Annotated in this window: 16 protein-coding genes; 6 read left to right on the top strand and 10 right to left on the bottom strand. The window is 56.4% G+C overall.

Going from position 1 to position 17,893, the window contains the following annotated elements; genetic code table 11:
• Window positions 1-43 precede the first annotated feature (43 nt).
• The 3 genes from VH86_RS03320 to VH86_RS03310 form a co-directional block, all read right to left on the bottom strand.
• Window positions 44-1,213 carry a Gfo/Idh/MocA family protein gene (locus VH86_RS03320; protein ID WP_045831886.1) on the bottom strand — a complete coding sequence of 390 codons (1,170 nt, stop codon included), beginning with the start codon at window positions 1,211-1,213 and terminating at the stop codon, window positions 44-46.
• Between the two features lie 10 nt (window positions 1,214-1,223).
• Window positions 1,224-2,147, bottom strand: a complete 924-nt coding sequence (locus tag VH86_RS03315; RefSeq protein WP_045831885.1) for a TIM barrel protein — start codon at window positions 2,145-2,147, stop codon at window positions 1,224-1,226.
• 254 nt (window positions 2,148-2,401) lie between these two features.
• Window positions 2,402-3,427, bottom strand: a complete 1,026-nt coding sequence (locus VH86_RS03310; protein ID WP_045831884.1) for a LacI family DNA-binding transcriptional regulator — start codon at window positions 3,425-3,427, stop codon at window positions 2,402-2,404.
• 333 nt (window positions 3,428-3,760) lie between these two features.
• Between VH86_RS03310 and VH86_RS03305 the strand changes: the two genes are divergently transcribed.
• Window positions 3,761-4,798 (top strand): Gfo/Idh/MocA family protein, encoded by a 1,038-nt coding sequence (locus tag VH86_RS03305; RefSeq protein WP_045831883.1) that lies wholly within the window; start codon window positions 3,761-3,763, stop codon window positions 4,796-4,798.
• A gap of 16 nt (window positions 4,799-4,814) precedes the next feature.
• Window positions 4,815-5,696, top strand: a complete 882-nt coding sequence (locus tag VH86_RS03300; protein ID WP_038643533.1) for a sugar phosphate isomerase/epimerase family protein — start codon at window positions 4,815-4,817, stop codon at window positions 5,694-5,696.
• Between the two features lie 139 nt (window positions 5,697-5,835).
• On the opposite strand, the gene VH86_RS03295 is transcribed toward VH86_RS03300, so the two are convergent.
• Entirely contained in the window at window positions 5,836-6,846 is a 1,011-nt protein-coding gene (locus tag VH86_RS03295) for a Gfo/Idh/MocA family oxidoreductase (RefSeq protein ID WP_045831882.1), read from the bottom strand.
• A gap of 100 nt (window positions 6,847-6,946) precedes the next feature.
• Between VH86_RS03295 and VH86_RS03290 the strand changes: the two genes are divergently transcribed.
• The 3 genes from VH86_RS03290 (at window position 6,947) to VH86_RS03280 (ending at window position 9,240) form a co-directional block, all read left to right on the top strand.
• Entirely contained in the window at window positions 6,947-7,966 is a 1,020-nt protein-coding gene (locus VH86_RS03290) for a LacI family DNA-binding transcriptional regulator (protein ID WP_045816001.1), read from the top strand.
• 102 nt (window positions 7,967-8,068) lie between these two features.
• Window positions 8,069-8,950 (top strand): glutathione-dependent disulfide-bond oxidoreductase, encoded by an 882-nt coding sequence (gene yghU / locus VH86_RS03285; protein ID WP_038643540.1) that lies wholly within the window; start codon window positions 8,069-8,071, stop codon window positions 8,948-8,950.
• A complete protein-coding gene (locus VH86_RS03280) occupies window positions 8,950-9,240 on the top strand; it encodes a DUF1330 domain-containing protein (protein ID WP_045831881.1) in 291 nt (96 codons plus the stop codon). The genes yghU and VH86_RS03280 overlap by 1 nt, the downstream gene beginning before the upstream one ends.
• Window positions 9,241-9,317: 77 nt before the next feature.
• On the opposite strand, the gene VH86_RS03275 is transcribed toward VH86_RS03280, so the two are convergent.
• The 4 genes from VH86_RS03275 to VH86_RS03260 all read right to left on the bottom strand — a co-directional run bounded on the left by VH86_RS03275 (window position 9,318) and on the right by VH86_RS03260 (window position 13,764).
• Window positions 9,318-10,769, bottom strand: a complete 1,452-nt coding sequence (locus VH86_RS03275) for a methyl-accepting chemotaxis protein (RefSeq protein ID WP_045831880.1) — start codon at window positions 10,767-10,769, stop codon at window positions 9,318-9,320.
• Window positions 10,770-10,977: 208 nt separating this feature from the next.
• Window positions 10,978-11,892, bottom strand: coding sequence for a substrate-binding domain-containing protein (locus VH86_RS03270; protein WP_045831879.1), 915 nt, complete (start codon window positions 11,890-11,892; stop codon window positions 10,978-10,980).
• 73 nt (window positions 11,893-11,965) lie between these two features.
• Window positions 11,966-12,745 carry a TIM barrel protein gene (locus tag VH86_RS03265; RefSeq protein WP_034826749.1) on the bottom strand — a complete coding sequence of 260 codons (780 nt, stop codon included), beginning with the start codon at window positions 12,743-12,745 and terminating at the stop codon, window positions 11,966-11,968.
• Window positions 12,745-13,764: a Gfo/Idh/MocA family oxidoreductase gene (locus tag VH86_RS03260; protein WP_045831878.1), complete on the bottom strand. Its 1,020-nt coding sequence runs from the start codon at window positions 13,762-13,764 to the stop codon at window positions 12,745-12,747. Before VH86_RS03260 ends, VH86_RS03265 begins: the two co-directional genes overlap by 1 nt.
• Before the next feature lie 197 nt (window positions 13,765-13,961).
• Between VH86_RS03260 and VH86_RS03255 the strand changes: the two genes are divergently transcribed.
• Complete coding sequence (locus VH86_RS03255) at window positions 13,962-15,920, top strand: sigma-54-dependent Fis family transcriptional regulator (RefSeq protein WP_045831877.1); 1,959 nt, start codon at window positions 13,962-13,964, stop codon at window positions 15,918-15,920.
• A 111-nt stretch (window positions 15,921-16,031) separates the two neighbouring features.
• Here the strand turns inward: VH86_RS03255 and VH86_RS03250 are convergent, their stop codons facing one another.
• On the bottom strand, window positions 16,032-16,709 hold the full coding sequence (locus VH86_RS03250; RefSeq protein ID WP_045831876.1) for an SDR family NAD(P)-dependent oxidoreductase: 678 nt from the start codon (window positions 16,707-16,709) through the stop codon (window positions 16,032-16,034).
• Window positions 16,706-17,893: an exo-alpha-sialidase gene (locus VH86_RS03245; RefSeq protein ID WP_038643551.1), complete on the bottom strand. Its 1,188-nt coding sequence runs from the start codon at window positions 17,891-17,893 to the stop codon at window positions 16,706-16,708. Before VH86_RS03245 ends, VH86_RS03250 begins: the two co-directional genes overlap by 4 nt.

Raw genomic sequence — 17,893 nt, 5'->3', positions numbered from 1 at the left:
GCGCAAAGTCATGCGCCGCCGTCAGCATCGAGGTCGTTTCAGGTTAGCAATCCACCCACACCGCACCGGCATCCGCTGACTTCACGCACTGCTCTACCCAACGCACGCCCATCAATCCGGCATGCACATCGGGATACCAGAAGTCGGCGAGAAATGCCTCATCACCGCGATCGGTGGCATCCATCGCCAGCGCAAAACGACGATAGAGATTTGACCAGGCTTCAAACAGCCCTTCCGGGTGACCACCGCCAATACGGTCATCGGCCAGCGCACTTTTATGCAGATAGCCCATACCGCGTTCCAGAATCTGCACCGGCTCGCCCTGCACTTCATAACGTAACTGGTTCGGCTGCTCGTCCCACCACTCCAGACTGGCTTTTTCACCAATCACCCGTACTTTTTGACCGTGCATCGAGCCGCAGTTTACCGCCGAGGCCCACATGGTGCCGACGGCGCCGTTGTCGTACTCCATCATCACAAAAGCATTATCTTCCAGCGGCGCACGGGTTTTCACGAAACTCTGGCGGCTGCACAGCAGACGTTTCACCTGCAGTTTCGGCACCATGGTTTCCGCGATAAACAATGGATGGGTCGCCAGATCGCCCAGTACATAGCTGGGACCGACAAAGCGTGGATCGACGCGCCACTTGGTGCTTTCATTCTGCAGCTCCACCGCTTCGTTATGGAAGCCGTGCGCGAACTGCATATTGATAATGCGAATCTCGCCAAGCAACCCCTCCGCGATCATCTCGCGCGCCTGATGGATCAGCTGATGGCCGGCATAACCGTAAGTCACGCCAATGATCTTCTTCTTCTCGACACAGAGTTTTTCCAGCTCGTCCGCTTCTTCGGTGGTGAAGCACAGTGGCTTCTCACACACCACATGCAAGCCGGCATTCAGCGCCGCACGACAGATGGTGAAGTGGGTATTGTTCGGTGTGGCGATGGAAACGGCTTCGATGCCGTCTGCACGCGCCGCTTCCGCCGCAAACATCGTTTCGTAATCCGGATAGCAGCGATCCGCATCGACGCCCAGCGATACGCCAAACGTACGGCCTCGTTCAGCGTTAAGATCAAATGCGCCCGCCTGCAACACGAAATTGCCATCACGCAGTGCCGCAGAACGATGGATATAGCCAATCTGGCTGGTACCGCCGCCGCCCACCATGCCCCAGCGCAGTGAACGATCCAGAGCTTTAATGCCGTTAATCATGATGTTCTCCTCAAAATCCGACCGATTGCAGGTAGTGAAGGCTGGCGGTAACGTCGCGCAGGCTGGTGTCGGCGTTGCGCGGATCGCGCTCCTGCTCGATGGTGATCCAGCCCTGATAATTGCGCTCAGCGAGGAACGCCCGCACCGCCGGATAATCAATCGCGCCTTGGCCAATCGGGCACATTACCCCTTCGGCACAAGCAGCAAAGAAGTCCACGCTACGCGCAATCACATCGCGCCAGACCGCGTCATTCACATCTTTGAAGTGCAGGTAATCGATGCGATCCCAGTAACGGCTCAGATAGGGGATCGGATCCATACCGGAGTAGTAGAGATGCCCGGTGTCGAGGCACAAACCGGCCACCTCGTGCGGAATGTCCTGCACTAACTGCGCCAGTTCGTCGGCAAACTCAATGCAGCCGCCTGCATGCGGATGAATCACCGCACGCACGCCATATTCATCGCGAGCAATCTGGCTCAGCGTGGTGATGTGCTGCATCATGCGCTGCCACTCTTCGCCAGAGAGTCGCGGCGCTTTGTCAGACTGCCCGGCAAATCTGGCACGCTCAGGATTACCGAAATCAATGATCACCAGGTAAGGCGCGGGAAAATTGTCCGCGTGGGTTTTCTCTGCGGTAGGGACCTGCGACAGGTTGCGACAGATGTTGTGTGTCAGTTCTACCATCGCCGGGAAGTTTGCCTCACTGACCAGATCGTCAAAGATCGTGCCCGCCACTAGCGAAAGCTGATGTGCTTCCAGCTGGTGGCGCAGTTCAGCGGCATCGGTAGGCAGATAAGTCCATGGACCCAGCTCAATACTTTTGTAGCCCGCCTGAGCCGCTTCCGACAGGACTTTCTGCCAGGGTGGCAGGAAAGGGTTTTTAGGATCGTCGACACCCCAGCTGCAGGGCGCATTAGCAATGTGAATCGTCATGATCGTTCCTTGCGGTGTTGGATAGCGCAAGTATCAAATAAACATTTCACCCACAGCAATCATGAAACATTCATTTTTTGATAGCGATCATGTTATTTTTCATCATTAAAATGATAGATAATCTATCAAAACCATAGTTGGCGCCACTTTCAGGCCAACCACTTAAGTGTTGCCGACACATTGCCGGTCAGCCAGCCTGAGAGCGAATCAGTCTGCCGCTTCTCATCGCGTCGCCAGATTTCGGTACTTTGAGGCTAAAGATTCTCACGCGTGATGATCTCAAACGGCAGCGTGACCTGAGAGAAATGCTCACCTGATTCGACAGTTTGTTGAGTCGTGCGGACAAATTGCCGCACCATGTCCTCAATTTCATGGCGAATCATCACGGTGATCGTGCCGTCAATCAGTGCCAGCTCGCCCTCTTTCACCGGACCGTGGCAAATTAACGCCACCTTGCGCTGCGGCTGCTGACGTAAGGCATGAATCACGCCTTCAATACCGCCGCAGGGCGCGTAGATTAAGGCGAGATCGGCATGCTCTTCCAGCAACTGACGTGTCGCGTGATAGCCGCCATCAATCGACTCATGGGTTTTCAGCGGCTCTAATACGCGTCGGGTGCTGTCCTGCTCGCGCAGATAGGAGCGGAAGCTGATTTCGCAACTCTCCTGACAGGTAAAACGATGGTCGCCCACCAGCACGCCCACCGATCCCGGCTGATGCAGCAGATGCGAGGCCACCCAGCCAGCAGTGCGCCCGGCCTTCTGATTATCCAGCCCGAAATAGCCCGCATGTCCACAGGGCGAGAAGTTGGAGAACAGTGCATAAACCCGCACGCCCTGGCGTGAGATCTGTTCGATGGCGTGGCGGATCAGTGGGTGATCCAGCGCGACTAAGCCAATCACGTCCACCTCTTGCGCCAGCTTATGCAGCGAGGCCACCACTGCTGCAACGTCATCAATATCATGCCAGTAAAACCGAGGTTCACTGCCTGCGGGATGCAACGGCTGTGTCTGTTGCCGCAGGGCATCCGTCAGCGAGTGATAGAACGAATAAGATTTTGATAGCAGCACAAACCCCATGCGAAGCGCCACGCGCGCGGAGTGCGCCTCAGCACTGAACGGGGCAACCGGCGCCATGCGATAACCCAGTCGGTTGGCGGCTTCCAATACTTTCTGCTCGGTGGCCGCACGCACCGGTGCCCGGCGATTCAATACCCGATCCACCGTGGCGACACCGACGCCAGCCGCACCCGCGATAGCATTCATGGTGATTTTGCTCATCAACACATTCCAGTTTGATAGTTAGTTATCAAAAATAATGCCCGAATCAGAATGAAAATGCGAAACCATTGCGGAAGAAATCGTCATCAAATCGCAAGGCCTGATAGAGAATCTCTCAGTAATTTGATCGCCCTCGCAAAAATGAAATGATCCATTTCATTAAATTACCTGGCGGAATAAATGTTTGATATTTTTCTGTTCGATGACTGAGGTGAGGAGTGATGGATTTGCATCAGTAAATAAATAGAGGCGGCGGTCGCGCCTTTCTATAGTGAAAGCGATCTGCCTTATCGGCTCCCGGCACATGAACGACTCAATAATAACGGAGATGATATGTTCCCTCAGACCCTACCTGCACCTCGCCGTCACCCTGAAAACCAGATTCCCGCGCTGCGCTGGGGCATTGTTGGACCCGGCTGGATCGCCGACCACTTTGCCAACGCGCTGCGTCATCACACTCAGCAGCAGTTGGTCGCCGTGTCGTCACGCAGCCTGGAGAAAGCGCAAGCCTTTGCCAGCAAATGGGATATCCCGCACGCCGTTGAAGGCCTCGACGCACTGATCAGCCGCCAGGACATTGATGTGGTGTATATCGCCACACCGCACAATCATCACTTCCCCGACGGGCTGCGCACGCTGCAAGCGGGCAAGCATGTGTTGATTGAAAAACCGTTAGCGCTCAATGCACAGCAGGCGTTGCAGCTACAGCAGGAAGCGCACAAACAACAACGTTTGTGCGTAGAGGCGATGTGGTGCGATTTTGCGCCGAAGTACGATGTGATCCGTCAATTGCTGGCCGATGGCGCATTAGGTGAGGTTCATACTCTCATCGCCGATCATGGCGAATACTTCACGCAGGATCACCGCATTTTCAATCTGGATCTGGCGGGTGGTCCGATGCTGGATCTTGGCAGCTATTTGATCGGCTTCAGCGTGTTGGTCGGCGGTGCGCCAGGCAGCATTGTGGCGAAAGGCCAGCCGGCACCGGGCGGCGTGAATGGGCAAACGTCGATGCTACTCACTCACGGCAACGGCATGCACTCGGTGCTCAACACCACGCTGTTCAGCAACACACCGGGCACCGCCGTGATCGCCGGCCGTGATGCCACGCTCTATCTCGACGGCCAGTTCTACGCGCCGGGCAATTTCCGTCTTACCTCCAGCGATGGCCGCCATACGCTGCGCTGGGAAGAACCGAACAACCGCTATATTCAGCTCTGTCATGAAATCGAACATACCGCCTGGTGTATTCATCAGGGGCTGTCTGACTCGCCTGTCCGTCCGCTGACCACCTCACTAGCCACGCTGCAAGCCATGGATGAAGTCAGAAAGCAGATCGGTGTGGTGTTTAATGAAGAGCGCACCGCTTAACGATCAGGAGAACAATATGAAAATCGCTTTTGATGTGGATGTCATCAGAGATATGGGCATCACGCGGATGGTGCATCAGGTGGCGGAATGGGGCTACAAGTACATCGAACAATCGCCCCATCCACAGATCAATCCGTTCTATAAACACCCGAAGGCCAGCCGGGAAATCATGCGTGAGTACAAAAATGCGCTGAATGCGACCGGCGTAGAAATCTCTTCGTTTATCACGGTTTATCGCTGGTCTGGCCCGGACGAGTTGCGTCGCCAGGCGGCGGTAAAGAACTGGAAACGCATGATTGAAATCGCTGTTGAGATGGGGGTGCAGGTGATCAATACCGAACTCTCAGGCAATCCTAACGAGCCGGAAATCTGTGAAGAGATGTTCTATCGCTCAATGGATGAGCTATTGCCGATTATCGAACGTGAAGGCATCCGCGTCGAAATTCAGGCACATCCCTGGGATTTCTGCGAACAAAGCAACGAAACGGCGGATATCGTGAAATCGTTCCGCAGCGATAACGTCAAATACATCTATAGCGCGCCTCACACCTTCTACTACGACAAAGGCGTGGGCGATGTGAAAAACATGCTGCATTACGCGGGCGACGATCTGTCGCATATGTTGATTGCCGATACCATGAACCACACCAAGCACTGCCGCTATATCGTTAACCCACCGGGTGTCGATGCGACCATTCATCAGCACGTTGCCGTGGGTGAAGGTGAAGTGAACTTCGATGCGCTGTTTGAAGCGCTGCGTGAGATGGATTTCGCCAACCGCACCTACAAAGTCGGCGGTGAGTCAATTATCTCGGCGGCGCTGTTTGGTTATCCAGAGAAGATGAAGTATCAGGCAGTGGAAACGCGTGAATTGATTGAGCGTGAACTGCTGAAATAGACCCGGCCCACGGCTCCTTCCCCCTCTCTCATCGCGAGAGGGGGAATAAATCGAGCCAGCGCTCAACACATGAGCTGAAAGGAAGACTCTCTCCACCGACAAGCACTCCCGCCTGCGGGAGTGCGTTGGGATAACGGCATTAGATTTCCACTCTCTCCACTTCTGTAAATTCACCCCGCGTCAGTGATAACTGTGCCGCCTCGGCAATCGCCTGCGCGCGCAGACCGTCGATCAATCCCGGCAGCCCTTCGACCTTTTCTCCGCCGATATGGCGCACAAATGCATCCAGATGGGTGTAGTAGGTCTCTTTGACCCGGCTAAACCAGTCGGGATACAAGCCGGGCTGAGTGATCCCTTTCCCCTGATACAGCGTGGCGCCGCGCGCTGACTGGCTCTCTGAAGCCAGCATCCCTTCACTGCCCATCACGCTGATGCGTTCGTCGTAGCCGTAAGCCGTGCGGCGCGTGTTATCCAATTGCGCCAGCGCGCCCTGCTGCATGCGCATGATCAGCACTGAAGTATCGACATCAAAATCACGGATCTCCGGCATCGCCAGCGCGGCACCGAGTGCGCCAACGGTGCTGACTTCATCTTCTGTCAGCCAGCGCAACAGGTCGAAAAAGTGGATCGCCTGATCGCGCATCTGACCGCCGGAAGCTTGCAGATAACTGATCGGTGGCAATTCTGACGCGCGGCAGACCATCTGAATCAGTTCAGTGCGGCCAATCAGCCCCTGTTTGAGCTGTGATTTAAGTTGCTGATGGCTCAGATCAAAACGGCGGTTAAAGCCAACGGTAACAGGAACCTGCACCGGAGAGATCTTCTCCACCACCTCACGCGCACGCTGCAACGACAAATCAATCGGTTTCTCGCAATACACCGCTTTGCCCGCCAGCACCGCCTGCTCCAGCAGTTCAGCATGGGTTGGTGTGGCGCTGGCGATCAGCACCGCGTCGATGGCATCACTGTTTAACGCTTGCTGCACGCTGGCCGCTTTTGCACCATAGCGCTGTGCCACCGCTTCGGCACGTGCCGCATCAATGTCACACACCAGCGCCAACTCCACGCCAGGATGCGCCGCCAGGTTTGCGGCGTGCACCTGGCCGATAAATCCACTGCCAATCAAGGCAAAACGTTGCGGGGTCCGCATTTTAACGCTCCTTTTGTTCACACTTCGGAATTGCCGATGTTGTCAAAATAGCGCTTTCTGGCAGGCTAGCTGAACGCGGTTTTTGATGGAATTACCTCAGATGAAAGCACTGACGCTGGCGGAGTTGGCGAAGCAAGTAGGCGTGGGCGTGGCCACGGTTGATCGGGTATTAAACGATCGCGGTGGTGTGTCCCCGGCGATGACTAAAAAAATCCTGCAGGCGGCGCGGGATGCGGGTTTGAAGCGTATTTTGCCAGAGGAGCATCGCCATAGCTGGCAGATTGAAGTCCTGCTTAGCGGCAACGGTTCGTTCTTCTTTCAGCAACTGGCACAGGACTTCGCCCGACTGGCTGATGAGCTGGGCTATCGCCGCCTGCGCCTGCATCGCACGCTGATCCCGGAAAACGCCCCAGAGAAGCTGGCCGCGCACATTGCTGCCAGCAGTAAAAAGATGGATGCACTCATTGTTTTCGCCCACGAAAATCCGCTGATTTATGATGCCTTAGCGGCGTGTCAGGCGCGCGGCGTACCGGTGATCACTATGGTGACGGACCTGCCCAATGCGGCACGCCTGTGTCATGTCGGTATCGATCAATATAAAGCCGGACGCACCGCTGGATTGATGCTCGGCAGCATGATCAATGCACCGGGCGATGTGGTGCTGGTGAGTGGCCGCGCCGATTACTCAGCGCATCGTCAGCGCATTGAAGGTTTTCAAGCCGTGCTGGCGGAGCGTTTCCCGCAGCTGCGTCTGCGGGAAATTCTTGCCGGGCAGGATGAACGCGATCGCATCAGCCGTCTGCTGGAGAAAACCCTGGCCGGATCGCAAAATATCGTCGGACTCTACAACACCGGCCTCGGCAACACGCAGATCCACGAAGCGCTGGCGCGCCATCGGCTCGGCGGCAAAGTGATGTACGTCACTCACGAGCTGTATGCCACCACGCGCCAGCTTTTCGAGAAGCGCGTGCTGACGCTGACACTCGATCAAAACACCCTGCGCCATGCTCAGCTGGCGTTGACCTTGTTGCTAAAACATCTCGAAGAGGGTGAACAGCCTGACACCTACCAGTCCGGCAAAGTGGACTTTATGCTGTTTACGCAAGAGAACTTCTCATAATCACACTTTGCATCTCACCGCCAGCGCGGTTAAATCGCCTTCATCTGTCGCTGCTACACTCAGTAGCAGCAAAAAACGCAATCACAACAAGGCGAAATCACTATGTCGGAAAATCAGTATCAGCCCGCGAAAGTCTGGACTTGGGACCCGGAAGCCAAAGGTAACGGCGCGAAAACTAACCGTCCGTTCGCCGGGCCGACGCATGAGAAGACCCTGCCGGTGGGCAAACATCCGCTGCAGCTCTATTCCCTCGGTACACCAAACGGCCAGAAAGTCACCATCCTGCTGGAAGAGTTGCTGGCCGTCGGGGCTAAAGAAGCCGAATACGATGCCTGGCTGATTCGCATCGGTGATGGCGATCAGTTCTCCAGCGGTTTCGTTGACGTTAACCCGAACTCCAAAATTCCGGCACTGAGTGACCACTCAGTGACGCCACCGCTGCGCGTGTTCGAGTCAGGCAACATCCTGCTGTATCTGGCCGAGAAATTTGGTCACTTCATCCCGGCGGATATCGCAGGCCGTACCGAGACCCTGAACTGGCTGTTCTGGCTGCAGGGTTCTGCGCCTTATCTTGGCGGCGGCTACGGTCATTTCTACTTCTACGCGCCAGAAAAAATCGAGTACGCCGTCAACCGCTTCACGCTAGAAGCCAAGCGTCAGCTGGATGTGCTGGATCGCCAGCTCGCCAACAACCGCTTCCTCGCCGGTGAGGAGTACACCATCGCCGATATCGCGACCTGGCCGTGGTACGGCAACCTGGTGCTGAACAACATCTATGGCGGCGGCGAGTTCCTTGATGTGCAGTCGTACAAAAACGTGGTGCGCTGGGCTAAAGAGATCGCTGAGCGTCCAGCGGTGATCCGTGGCCGCAAAGTAAATAAAGCCTTTGGTGCTGAACCGCAGGATCAACTGCTGGAGCGCCACGATGCTTCAGATTTCGATACCAACACCGAAGACAAGCGTCAGGCGCGAGGAGAGCAGTAATGGCCGCTTATGTGGTGATGATTAAAGACGAAACGCTGGATAAAGATGAGCTGGCAACCTACGCGCAGAAAGCCGGTGAAGCACGCGGCGATCATCAGATTACGCCGCTGGCGTTCTATGGCGATCTTGAAGTGCTGGAAGGCCGTGATGCGGAAGGCGTAGTGGTGCTGGAATTTGCGGATATTGATGCAGCAAAAGCCTGGTATCACAGCCCGGCGTATCAGGAAGCAAAAGCCCACCGGGTTAAAGGCGCGAACTATCGCGTGTTGCTGGTTAAGGGTGTTGCCTGATCGGCTAAAAGGGACGCACCTCGGTGCGCCCTATCAGCCAGAGTGGTCGTGATCTGCACGTTGCCTCTCGCCGATTTTCAATCCAATTTGAATAACGCAATTGCCTGCTGTAATCGGTTGGCCTGTTGCTGTTGCTGATGCGCCACCTGCAAGGTTTCCGCCACGTGCTGAACGTTGTGATGCACGCTGTGATCGATGCTATTAATGCTTTGCTGAATCTGCTCGATGCTCAAATTCTGCTGTTCGCTCATCTCTGATAACTCGGTCACCAGCTGTGCCAATCCGCTGATGCTGCTGTGAATCTCGCGCATGGTTTGTGCCGCGTGCTCAATCTGCACCGTGCCATGCTCGGTGCTCAACGTGCTGGCATCCATCAGTTGGCGAATTTCGCGGGCAGCATTCTCGCTGCGCATCGCCAGGTTGCGCACTTCACTTGCCACCACGGCAAAACCACGCCCCTGACTGCCAGCGCGCGCCGCTTCGACTGAGGCGTTCAGTGACAGAATATTGGTCTGGAAAGCGATACCGTCGATCAATTCCAAAATCACTTTCACCCGCTGTGACTCTGCACTGATTTTCGCCATTGAGCCCATCGCCGACTGGATGTTTTCCTCTCCGTGCGTGGCCACCGCCCGTGCATCCCGCGCTAACTCGCTTGCACTCTGTGCTTTGTCACGCGTTAAGCTGGCAGCAATGCTGATTTCTGTCATCGCACTGGCCGCCACTTCCAGTGCCTGCGCCTGTTCATCGGTGCGGGTCGACAGTTCAGCGTTGCGTTGCAAAATACTCTCAGATTCCGTCAACAAGGCGCTCACGCCGAGGCTCACCTGATGAAGCGTGCCATGCATGGTGCCCAACGTGGTACTGAAAGTGCGGGCGAACGGGCTTTCACTCTGCTGGCTATCCGCATTCAGCGTCAGATACCCGGCCTGCTGGTTGATCCGTGAGGCCAGCTCCGCGACTTCACTCGCGGAACGTGCATCGGCGGCCATCTGACGCGCAATCACCAGTAAGATGGCGGTCTGCGCCACAACAAACAGTGCATGAAACACCACCATGTCCCAGCCCGGATGATGGAACACCACCACGCCGAACAGGTCGTTTTCCTGCAGATAATTAAACAGGATGTGATGCGTGGCCGCTGCTACTGCCCCCATGATCAGTGGGCGGATATCGCGCCACGCCAGTATCACCGACATCAATACAAATACCGAGAAGTGATATTCGGTTTCACCGTCGCCGAGTTGAATCAGTAAACCCGCCCAGCCAATCAACAATGCTGAGAGCATAAGCCTTGAGAGCAGCGTGCCGCGCAGAATCGTGCCGAAGAAAGTCGACAGTAGTGCTAACGCCAGACCGGCCATCAACGCCACGGTTAAGCCGTCATTCATCCATCCTACGCTGAGCGCAATCGGCCACAATCCCCAGTTGAGGATCACCGCAAGGCTGTCTGCGCGCTGTGCAATACGTCGCAGCGAAACCATCTCCACCGGCGCGGCGTCCGGGCCTGACAAGGGCGTTGCGATCATGACAATTTTCCACACCAGAGGTTGATTAAGATGCCCAACAATGAAGGGCCAAACGATCAGACTGAGTGGTGAAATTATCGGCGCGTTAATGGGAAAGTTTAGAACCGTTAATAATTGAAAGGAAAGGATGTGAGCAGGTTCACTTGAATGCGATGATTCCTCGGGAAGCACAGGCGCAACGTCGTGCGCCTGTGCCGTATCGCTCAACTCACTTCGCAGCAAACTGCGCGTAGTTCTCCGGAGTAATGGTCTGATACGGTATCCAGTTGTATTCCTTCACTTTCTGTTTATCCAGCAGTGCCTTCGTCACCTGCACCGCGCCGGTTGCCTGACCTTTGGCGTCCTGGAAAATGGTCAGCGCCATCTTGCCGTTTTTAACAAACTGCTGACCATCAGGCGTGCCATCAATTCCCGCCACCAGAATCTTTTCATTTTTCGCCTGGCTGAGCGCCATGATGGCACCAATCGCCATTTCGTCATTATTAGCGGCAATTGCATCGATCGGGCGCTGATTCAGCAGCCAACTCGATACCACATCCACCGCCTCGTTGCGCTGCCACTTGGCAGTCTGCTTCTCAATCACCTTCATGTCTTTGTATTTGGCGATCACCGCTTCGACCGCACGGGTGCGCTCGCGCGCCTCTTCATTGGACAGGGCGCCCATCAGAATCGCCACATTCCCTTTGTAATTCATTTTCTTCGCTAACGCTTCCATCTGCATCTCACCGCCTAATGCGGAGTCAGAACCGACATAGGCCATGTCACCCGGCAGTTTCACTTCTGGCTTACGGTTGACGAAAATCAGCGGGATATTGGCGTTCTTCGCAGCGGTGATCATCGGCAACACACCCTGCGTATCCACCGGATTAAGAATGATGGCATCCACGCCCTGGTTGATGAAATCATCCACCTGCTGCACTTGCAGTGCCACATCCCCTTTGGCATCCACGAACTGGCCGTCAAGCTGATTGGCTTTTAACTCTGCCTGCATCTGCGTACGCAGAATCGAGACAAAGTTAAGGTCAAAGTTAGCCAGCGCAACGCCGACGGTGAAGGTTTTCGCACTGACGCTTAAACTCAGCAGCAGCGAGCACAGACAAAGCACGATGTTTCGGATGTTCATGAGGTGATTCCTGTAGGTTGAGGTTTTATTGTTATGACGCCGGGCAACAGGCAAATACCCGGCGGTAAAACGCTTAGATCGTGAAGTGATCGCGGAACTGCTCAAGCGCGGCCGTACTGTCACCACTGGCCCAGCCCTCCATCGCCACCGTGCCGCTGTAACCCACTTCCTGCAGCGCACGCGCGATCGCGCGATAGTTGATTTCACCCGTTCCCGGCTGCTGGCGACCCGGTACATCTGCCACCTGAACTTCGCCAATGGCAGAACCGCTACGACGAATCAGCTCAATCAAATTGCCCTCGCCAATTTGCGCATGGTAAAGGTCGAGATTCATCTTCAGCGCCGGGCTGTTGACCGCTTCCACCAGCGCCAGGGTATCGGCGGCCAGCGCGAACGGGGTGCCAGGATGATCGACCGGTAGATTGAGGTTTTCGAGGGTGAACACCCGCCCGGCGCGCTCGCCAAGTTGCGCCACTTTACGCAGCGTATCGACTGCTTTCAGCCACATCGCACCGGTGACCACTTCCACGGGCTTGACCGGCAAGCCTTTGTCATCCAGCCCAGTACCGTGCAGATTTAGCCCTGGGCAGTTAAGCCGTTCAGCCACCGCCAGCGAGGCTTCGGCACTCTGCAGCAGCTGTTGGATCTCATCGTCGTCGGTGAGATTGCCGGTGAGATAACCGGTCATGGAGGTGAATCGCGCACCTGTCGCGACCAGCGCATCAATGTCTTTATTGGCCCATCCCCAGATTTCGACCCCAAACCCCAGCGCGTGAATGCGTTTCACACGCTCAACGAAAGGCAGATCGAGGAACACCATTTCGGCACAAACCGAGAGTTGATAAGCAGCCATTAGCGTGCTCCCACTTTGACAGGCAGGTTGAGGGTGACCGATTCAATGCAGGCCAGCGCAATTTCCAGCGCATTGCGTGCATCTTCACCGGTGGCGCGCGGTGTTTCGCCGGTGCGGATGCAGCGGGCAAACTCGATCATCTCCGCCACATAGGCTTCGCGCAGCAGATCGGAATCCATACGCGAAGTCTCCATGCTGATACCACTCGCGCTGTAGCGCACGCAGTTGGAAGACGTGATGTGGCCCGCCTGCAGCATCCCTTTACTGCCAAACACCTCGCCGCGCACGTCGTAGCCGTACACCGCCTGGAAGTTGGCCTCTGCGATGGCAATCGCTCCGTTGTCAAAACGAATCGTCACCACCGAGGTATCCAGCAAGCCTTTATCTTTGAAGTCCGGACGCACCAGCGCATCGGCGATGGCATACACTTCCACCGGCTTCGCCCCATGATTGAAATGCAGCAGGGTGTCGAAATCGTGGATCAGCGTTTCGAGATAAATGGTCCACTGCGGGATGCGTGACGGATCGTGCAGCGCCGGATCGCGTGTCACAGAACGACTTAACTGCGTAATGCCGTTCTCGCCTGCCTTCACTGCCGCTATCGCCGCGGCAAAACCCGCATCGAAACGGCGATTGAAGCCCACCTGCAATACCACTCCCGCGCTTTTAGCGGCCGCAATCGCCCGGTCAGCTTCCTCCAGCGTGACCGCCATTGGCTTCTCACAAAATACGTGCTTACCGGCATTCGCTGCGGCAATCACCCACTCGGCATGGGTGCGAGCGGGTGCCGCAATCGCAATCGCATCAATCTCCGGATCCCGCAACAGTGCGTGCAAATCGCTGTAGGCTTTCGCCACACCCAGCTTGCTGGCAAGTTTTTCTGCAGCACCGGGCTGCGGATCGGCGACTGCCGCCAACGTGGCACCGGGTACGCGATACGCCAGATTTTCGGCGTGGAAGCTGCCCATTCGTCCTGCGCCAATCAGACCCACACGAACCGGTTGAAGATGAAATGTCATAAATCATTCCTTACTGTTTTGGATATGTCCGTTCGGGACAGAGGAGATAGGCATTTCATTGCAATTCAGATGCCAACTGAAAAACGGGGAATTGTGTGAGGCACTACACAGCCTTGCGCCTTAGATTGCACATAAACTTTACATGTCAACTTCACATGTTAATAAAATGGACATTCCAGATTGGTCAGGAGCCGCTGATGCGCACCAGCGAACGTCTACCGTTTAAAGATGAAAGCGATCCTATCTTCAGCCTGCCGGAAGGGTCTGAAGCGGGCGAGTGGGATACCCTGCTCTGGCAGGGCTGGCACAGCTTTGTCAGGGGTGAACAACCGGGCTGGATGCGCCGCAGTATTTTGCAGTCATGGCAACGTTCGCAGCAGCGTGCCATCGATCCCCACACCTTCGTCTACACTTCGCCACCGGCGGATGAGCTGGCGGCCATCCTTGCGCACAATGCTGAGCTGATTGTGGTGGCGCGTAACGTGATGGAAAATCTGCTGGCCTACAACCCGGATGGCCACATCAACCTCACCGACGCGCAAGGTGTCACGCTGCATTTTTGCGGCGCTGATTTGACGCCGATCGGTAGCATCCTGAGCGAAGAGGTGCTCGGCACCAACTGCACAGCTCGTTGCCTGATTGAGCAACGGCTGGTGTATGTGCTGAGCGGGGAAAACTGGAAGATCGATCTGCGTAAGCGCCACTACCAGTGCGCCGCCGCGCCGATTCGAGATGCCAGCGGCCAACTGCTCGGCGTGCTCACACTCACCGCCACACCGGATAACTTCAATGCGCACACGCTGGGCACGGTGCAGGCCGCTGCGGAAGCGGTGGGACAACAATTAATGTTGCGCAGTTTGCTGGCGGAACAGCAGTCGATCCTCGAAACCCTGAATGAGGGCGTGATCGTCTGCGATCGCCACGGACGGATCAAAACGTTAAACCGCTATGCGCGGCAGATCTTTAGTGGTCTCGATCCTCAAGCCGGGCCGATTGATGTGTTACTGCAACCCCAGGGAGGATCGCTGCTGACCATGCCATTCTGTAATGACCGTGAATTGCAGTTTATCCCGGATGGCGTGCAGCCCCTCTCCTGCCTGATTTCATTGATGCCGGCACCCGATGGTGGACGTGTGCTGTCACTGCGCGAGAACCAGCGCATCCGGGCGATTACGCGGCAGGTAATGGGCGTCAGCGCCAGTTATACCTTTGAGATGATTCGCGGCCACGCGCCGCGCGTGCAGCAGGCCATTCAGAAGGCACGCGCCAGCAGCCGCACCGATAGCACCGTGCTGTTAAGCGGTGAAAGCGGCACCGGCAAGGAGCTGTTCGCGCAGGCGATCCATAACGCCAGCCCACGGCATCAGGAGCCCTTTATCGCTCTCAACTGCGGCGCACTGCCGCGTGACCTGGTGCAAAGTGAGCTGTTTGGCTATGTCGATGGCGCATTCACCGGTTCCCGGCGCGGCGGCTCCGCAGGAAAATTCGAGCTGGCGGATGGTGGCACGCTGTTTTTGGATGAAATTGGCGAAATGCCGCTGGAGGCGCAAACCAGCCTGCTGCGCGTATTACAAGAGAGTGAAGTGGTGCGTATCGGCGCCGCGCATCCACTTAAGGTCAATGTGCGCATCATCGCCGCCACGCACTGTAATCTGCTGGATGCCGTAGAGAAAGGCGCCTTTCGCCGCGACCTGTATTACCGTCTTAACGTGATTTCATTAGCCATTCCGCCGCTACGTGAACGCCAGGAAGATATTCCAGGTCTGGTGAATACGTTTATTCAGGCGCTCTGTACCCGATTGAAACGCATCGCGCCGCAGGTGTCGTCTGAAGCCATGCACTGCTTACAGGCATGGCACTGGCCGGGCAACGTACGTGAACTGGAGAACCTGGTGGAACGCATGGTGAATTTGTGTGAAGGGCTGGAGATTGGCAAACCGGATTTGCCGGAAGAGATGACGCAGCGCGTCCCGCCACCACAATCCAGCGTTTTAACATCACTGCAGGAAAATGAGCGCCAGCATGTATTGCAGGTAGTGAGTGAGCAGAAAGGCAACCTGCGTCAGTCGGCACAGCAACTGGGGATTTCACGGACCGCGCTGTATAACAAACTGAATATCTGGCAGGTGGATGTCATGGCATTGCGAGGGAAATAGGTTAAAACAGTGCATGTGCTCCCCTTAACCCACCCGCTCTCGTACCAACACTCCCTGAATCCTGGGCGGGATTCAGGGAAGACGGATGAGGGGGAGTATATTGCCCGCTATCTACAACGACGCTCCACCGCAGATCACCAATTCCTGCCCGGTTATTGCATCTGCAGCGGGTGACAGCACAAAACCTGCCAGCGCCGCCACTTCCTCGGGCTTGATGTAGCGTCCGATAGGGGGCAGCTTCGGGGGAGAACTGGCACGCCCGGGTTGCAGCAGCATGGGCGTCTCGGTGGCTCCGGGCGCGATCACATTCACAGTAATCCCCTGCGGCGCTAATTCAGCCGCCCAGCTTCGCGCCATACCGACCATCGCCGCTTTGGTGCTGACATACTGGCTGCGATGAGCGGCACCGCGTGAAGTGCGACTGCCGATCAGCAAAATGCGGTCGCCCTGCGTCATCTGCGGCTGCAGCGCGTTCGCCATGATCTGCGCCACCTGCACATGCAGATACCACAGGCGCGCACTCTGCTCCTCATCAAGATCGCCGAGTGGCGCAGCCGCCATCATGCCCGCGGCATGCACCAGCGCATCCACCTTGGGTAAAACAGCCAGCGCCTGCTTCAGCAATCGGGCATCAAACAGATCCACACTCACCAAGGTAAAGGCGGGATGATCTTTCTTTACCAGCGTGCGGCTAAATCCCGTCACCTGCCAGCCCTGCGCCAGCAGATGATCGGCAATCGCCGCGCCAATCCCGGAGCTAACCCCCGTCACCAGCGCGTGTCGGCTCATTGCTCTCCCCTCGCCCACGCTTCGTTAACGCGGACGTACTTAATCGCCTGACGGAAATAGGTGTAGGCGATATGCAGTGCGCCGTCCTCACTCTGCTTGATGCTGGGATACGAGAACTCACGGTTGAGCTTCTGCTGCGAATTGTTGGTCATGCAGTAGCCGTCGCCTTCGTCGAGATGACGCTGCCACGGCCAGCTTTGGCCGCCATCCGGGGAGATGGCCAGCGTCATCGGTGCACGCGGTGCGCCCCAAAATGCGGTGCGTCCGGTGTGCACCACCGGTTCGGCCGCCACCGCCACATCGTCATCCTCATCTTCGATTTCGTCATACAGCGACAGGCGACGCTCGCTGGCATCTTTGGCGCTCATGGCATTGAACACCAGCGCCAGATGACCGTTATTCAGTGTGGTCACCTGAATGGAGGAATTGTTGTTTGGCAGTTCAGTCGCCACCGGCGCACTCCAGCTTTCACCGCCATCCGTCGAACGACTTTGATAGATAAAGTCCGCCCAACGGCTGCGATACAGCGCCAGTAAGCTGCCATCCTGCAATAAAGTAATGTTCATGTGCACACAGCCGAGGCTATCCGGCACCGCCACATCGCGCCAGCTTTTGCCTTTATCACTGGAGATTTTTACCGCGCTAATGTCGTCATTACCGACCCATTTTACACCCGGCTGAGTGCGGCAATAGAACACCGGCAACAGCCAGTTGCCATTCGGTAACACGGTAATTGGCTGGCGAATAAAGGTGCCGGGCTGATCGAGCAGCGTGTCGATGGCGCTCCAGTTGCGCCCGAAATCGCGCGACTGGCGATAGCGCACGATGGCCGTGTCCTGATTACCGGACTTCTGCGCTGTCCATAACAGCCACAATACCTGGTCAGGATCGAGGAACAGCACCGGGTTCTGCTCAGAGCGCGTCGAATCATCCGAGAGTTTTTGCGCTTCGCTCCACTGGCTGCTGCCTTGTTCCAGGCGTGAGCACCACACAGAGATATCGGCAATTCCTTCCTGCGTGCCACCAAACCAGACACACAGCAGGTCGCCGTTGGGCAGCGGCAGCAAATTAGCGGCGTGATTCTGCGGACAGACCGAAGGCAGCATCGCCGTGAGCTGCTGCGCATCCTGCGCGTGCGGATGAAGGTTACCGTTACGTTCGACGGTAATCGTTGAATCGGTCAT

This window comes from Pantoea sp. BL1, assembly GCF_000963985.1.
Taxonomy (GTDB): Bacteria; Pseudomonadota; Gammaproteobacteria; order Enterobacterales; family Enterobacteriaceae; genus Pantoea; species Pantoea rwandensis_B.
This window is presented reverse-complemented; position numbering and strand designations above follow the sequence as displayed.

Bases quoted from the DNA above. Each gene is read 5' to 3' on its own strand.
- VH86_RS03320 (WP_045831886.1), bottom strand. From the start codon at position 1,213: ATGATTAACGGCATTAAAGCTCTGGATCGTTCACTGCGCTGGGGCATG.
- VH86_RS03315 (WP_045831885.1), bottom strand. From the start codon at position 2,147: ATGACGATTCACATTGCTAATGCGCCCTGCAGCTGGGGTGTCGACGAT.
- VH86_RS03310 (WP_045831884.1), bottom strand. From the start codon at position 3,427: ATGAGCAAAATCACCATGAATGCTATCGCGGGTGCGGCTGGCGTCGGT.
- VH86_RS03305 (WP_045831883.1), top strand. From the start codon at position 3,761: ATGTTCCCTCAGACCCTACCTGCACCTCGCCGTCACCCTGAAAACCAG.
- VH86_RS03300 (WP_038643533.1), top strand. From the start codon at position 4,815: ATGAAAATCGCTTTTGATGTGGATGTCATCAGAGATATGGGCATCACG.
- VH86_RS03295 (WP_045831882.1), bottom strand. From the start codon at position 6,846: ATGCGGACCCCGCAACGTTTTGCCTTGATTGGCAGTGGATTTATCGGC.
- VH86_RS03290 (WP_045816001.1), top strand. From the start codon at position 6,947: ATGAAAGCACTGACGCTGGCGGAGTTGGCGAAGCAAGTAGGCGTGGGC.
- yghU (WP_038643540.1), top strand. From the start codon at position 8,069: ATGTCGGAAAATCAGTATCAGCCCGCGAAAGTCTGGACTTGGGACCCG.
- VH86_RS03280 (WP_045831881.1), top strand. From the start codon at position 8,950: ATGGCCGCTTATGTGGTGATGATTAAAGACGAAACGCTGGATAAAGAT.
- VH86_RS03275 (WP_045831880.1), bottom strand. From the start codon at position 10,769: ATGATCGCAACGCCCTTGTCAGGCCCGGACGCCGCGCCGGTGGAGATG.
- VH86_RS03270 (WP_045831879.1), bottom strand. From the start codon at position 11,892: ATGAACATCCGAAACATCGTGCTTTGTCTGTGCTCGCTGCTGCTGAGT.
- VH86_RS03265 (WP_034826749.1), bottom strand. From the start codon at position 12,745: ATGGCTGCTTATCAACTCTCGGTTTGTGCCGAAATGGTGTTCCTCGAT.
- VH86_RS03260 (WP_045831878.1), bottom strand. From the start codon at position 13,764: ATGACATTTCATCTTCAACCGGTTCGTGTGGGTCTGATTGGCGCAGGA.
- VH86_RS03255 (WP_045831877.1), top strand. From the start codon at position 13,962: ATGCGCACCAGCGAACGTCTACCGTTTAAAGATGAAAGCGATCCTATC.
- VH86_RS03250 (WP_045831876.1), bottom strand. From the start codon at position 16,709: ATGAGCCGACACGCGCTGGTGACGGGGGTTAGCTCCGGGATTGGCGCG.
- VH86_RS03245 (WP_038643551.1), bottom strand. From the start codon at position 17,893: ATGACCGATTCAACGATTACCGTCGAACGTAACGGTAACCTTCATCCG.